The following is a 3,046-nucleotide window of genomic DNA, read 5'->3' as shown; positions in this document are numbered from 1 at the left end:
ATCGCCAAAGCCATGCGAGCCACCGCCCGCCAGCCCGAACGCGTCCTCCAGATCATCGGCCTGATCAGCGAAAAGGGACTTTGACGGCACCCTGGGTGTTCCCGCATCTGGATGAGCGGCAGCGCCGGCTGGTGATGGCGGCCGAGGCTCGGGCGCTGGGCCATGGGGATATCCGGGCGGTCGCGCGGGCTGCTGGGGTCCGTGAGGCCACCGTGTCGCGGGGAGTCGACGAGCTCGACGCTGGTGCCCCGCCGCTGGGCCGGGTCCGCCGGCCGGGCGGGGGCCGCAAGCGGGCGGCCGAGGTCGACCCTGGTCTGCGTCCGGCGCTGCTGGCTCTGGTCGAGCCGGACGAGCGGGGTGACCCGATGTCGCCGTTGCGGTGGACGACGAAGTCGACCCGCAATCTCGCCGAACAGCTGACCCGCCAGGGTCACCGGGTCGGCGCGGACACCGTCGGCGACCTGCTGCACGCGGAGGGGTTCAGCCTCCAGGGCAACAGCAAGACGCTGGAAGGCGCGCAGAGCCCCGACCGGGACGCGCAGTTCCGCTACATCAACGCCCAGGTCACAGACAGTCTGGACGCGGGTGACCCGGTCGTCAGCGTCGACACCAAGAAGAAGGAACTCGTCGGCGAGTACGCCAACCGCGGCCGTCAGTGGCGACCGACCGGCGACCCGGTGAAGGTCGACAGCCACGACTTCCCGGACAAGGAACTCGGCAAGGCCGTCCCCTACGGGATCTACGACCTGGCGGCAGACGCCGGCTGGGTCAGCGTCGGCACCGACCACGACACCGCCGCGTTCGCGGTCGCCTCGCTGCGCCGCTGGTGGGACGGGCAGGGCCAGGCGTCCTACCCACACGCCCGCCGGCTCCTGATCACCGCGGACGCGGGCGGCTCGAACAGCTACCGCACCCGCGCCGGGAAGACCGAACTCGCCGCGTTCGCCCTCGCCACCGTCCTGACAGTCACGGTCTGCCACTTCCCGCCCGGGACCTCGAAATGGAACAAGATCGAGCACCGGCTGTTCTCCCACATCACCATGAACTGGCGCGGCCGGCCCCTGACCAGCCACGAGGTCATCGTCAACTCGATCGCCGCGACAACGACCCGCACCGGGCTGCGCGTCCACGCCGAACTCGACACCGGCGCCTACCCCGCGGGGGCCAAGGTCAGCGACACACAGATCGACTGCCTCCCCCTGGACCGCCACAGCTGGCACGGCGACTGGAACTACACCCTGCGCCCCGAACCACCACCACCACCACCACCCGAGCCGGCCCGCGCCCCCGAACGCACCGACTGGGCACACCCAGCCGTGACCGGCCTGAGCACCGCAGCCTGGGACGAACTGATCGCCTCGCTCACCGTCCCGCACCGGATCCAGCGCGACAACGAGCTATTCGCCCGCAGGAGCGGCCCACCCACCCGCAGACCCGCCGGCGACCACCCACCCGCCCTCACCCTCGCCGAGCAAACCCTCGTGACCGTCCTGCGGCTGCGTTTCCGAACACCGCAGCCAGTCCTCGCCGAACTCTTCGGCGTCTCCCTCGGCTCCATCGCCAAAGCAGACCGGGAGATCCACCCGCTGCTCGACCAGAACCGCCACACCGTCACGCCCGCGACGACCTGTCTCGCGACCCTCGCCGACCTGACCGCACACGCCCAAGCGCACGGCATCGACCTGACACCGAAGCCCAAACCAGCGTGTTGATTATCCGCAAACCCTAAACGGCATTGCGTCCACACGCCAGTCGCGCGCCGCCGCAAAGAAATAGCGACTCGTCCGCTCCGTCTCGGGAGTGAATGTGTGCAGGACCGCCCCGCGGTACTCGTGCCCGTGCCCGGCCGGGCTTCGCAGCGTCGTCGTCGCGATGTGGTCGTCGTCGCGGTGCAGGGCCAGCGTCGGAACCCGGCTCTCGTTACGCCGATCGACGAGTGAACCCGGCTCCACCCCCATCGCCGCGGCGTGAGGAGCCCGGCAGCCCTTCGACAACGGCAGCCAGCGGTGCGGGCACCTGTCGTCGAGAGCAACAACTCCCTCATCGGTCCGGTACAACACCATCGGCCGGTCGGCGATCCGCCGGGCGAGAAGGTCGCCTCCCACCTCCGCGGAACGCGCCGCCACCTACCACATACGGCTCGGGAACGTCGGCGCGCTGCCCAGAGGCAGAGTCTCTGGGCGAGCGACGAGGCTCATAGCATCTCCTTCAATCGCACCTACTGGTTCTGTGCGCAATGACACGCGACGCCGCGCGAATGGTCCGGCTCACGCTGGAGACGGCCCCGGCCGGTTCACGGATGCACGCGGTGAGCCGAGGAGGGCATCTTCATTATCGTTTTTGGTGCCGAGAGTCGATTCTGCTGACGGCACTCGACGCCAGTCGCGGGCTGGCCGGCTGATGGTTTGCGCGCAAGCATCCTGCCTGCCGACTTAGCGTCCCGCACTCCGACACGTCCGCCCTCGACCGGCCGCCGCGAGACCTTGTACGAACCGGCGGCATCGCCGTCACCGAGCCCGAGGTCTACACCCCACCAGCGCAGCCGGTCGGCGGGCCCGTCGGGACCGTGATCGCGCACGACCTGTTCCGCGGGAACAGCCACGGCGTGCTCAGCTATGCCCGCCACACCACCCCGACTCTCGACCGCCGAGACCTGTCAGCAGCGCTGATCGCCGTCCTGATCGCGTCCGCCCGCGCCGACGTGCTCACCCGCCTCGCCGCCACAAACCCAGCCACCGACCCCACCGGCATCCGTCGACTGGCCAACTACCTTCGCGTGTTCCGGACCAAGCCGACCACATCGTTGCTGGCACCTGATCAACCCGCCGGCGCGTGGGACGACACCGACACCTCAACAGTACCGATCCGCTTCCCTCGATCCGACGAGGCAGCACGTCTGGCAGCGCCGCACTGGCCGGTCAGGCGTGATCGAGTGGTGCACCGTCGGCGCGGGGACTGTCAAGTTAGCGGCTCTGGCGCACATTCGGTGGTAACGGTGCGTTAGCGCCGGTCGTGGAGGTCAAAGCGGTCGAAATCGGCCACCTCA

The 3,046-nt window shown here is 69.4% G+C and carries 3 protein-coding genes; 2 read left to right on the top strand and 1 reads right to left on the bottom strand.

What is annotated here, in order from left to right; genetic code table 11:
• Positions 1-134 precede the first annotated feature (134 nt).
• Positions 135-1,712 carry an ISAzo13 family transposase gene (locus tag BCD48_RS21095; RefSeq protein ID WP_241841891.1) on the top strand — a complete coding sequence of 526 codons (1,578 nt, stop codon included), beginning with the start codon at positions 135-137 and terminating at the stop codon, positions 1,710-1,712.
• Here BCD48_RS21095 and BCD48_RS21090 read toward each other — a convergent pair whose 3' ends face one another.
• Positions 1,713-2,126 (bottom strand): Rieske 2Fe-2S domain-containing protein, encoded by a 414-nt coding sequence (locus BCD48_RS21090; RefSeq protein ID WP_071050130.1) that lies wholly within the window; start codon positions 2,124-2,126, stop codon positions 1,713-1,715.
• A 440-nt stretch (positions 2,127-2,566) separates the two neighbouring features.
• Here BCD48_RS21090 and BCD48_RS21085 point away from each other — a divergent pair, with 440 nt between their 5' ends.
• The gene (locus tag BCD48_RS21085) at positions 2,567-3,004 is read left to right on the top strand and encodes a hypothetical protein (RefSeq protein ID WP_071050129.1); all 438 of its coding nucleotides are present in this window, start codon (positions 2,567-2,569) and stop codon (positions 3,002-3,004) included.
• Positions 3,005-3,046: the final 42 nt, after the last annotated feature.

Origin of the sequence: Pseudofrankia coriaricola (genome assembly GCF_001854805.1) — a bacterium.
Lineage (GTDB): Bacteria > Actinomycetota > Actinomycetes > Frankiales > Frankiaceae > Pseudofrankia.
This window is presented reverse-complemented; position numbering and strand designations above follow the sequence as displayed.

What these genes read in the sequence shown, in the direction of transcription:
- BCD48_RS21095 (WP_241841891.1), top strand. Translation starts at nt 135, where the DNA reads ATGGCGGCCGAGGCTCGGGCGCTGGGCCATGGGGATATCCGGGCGGTC.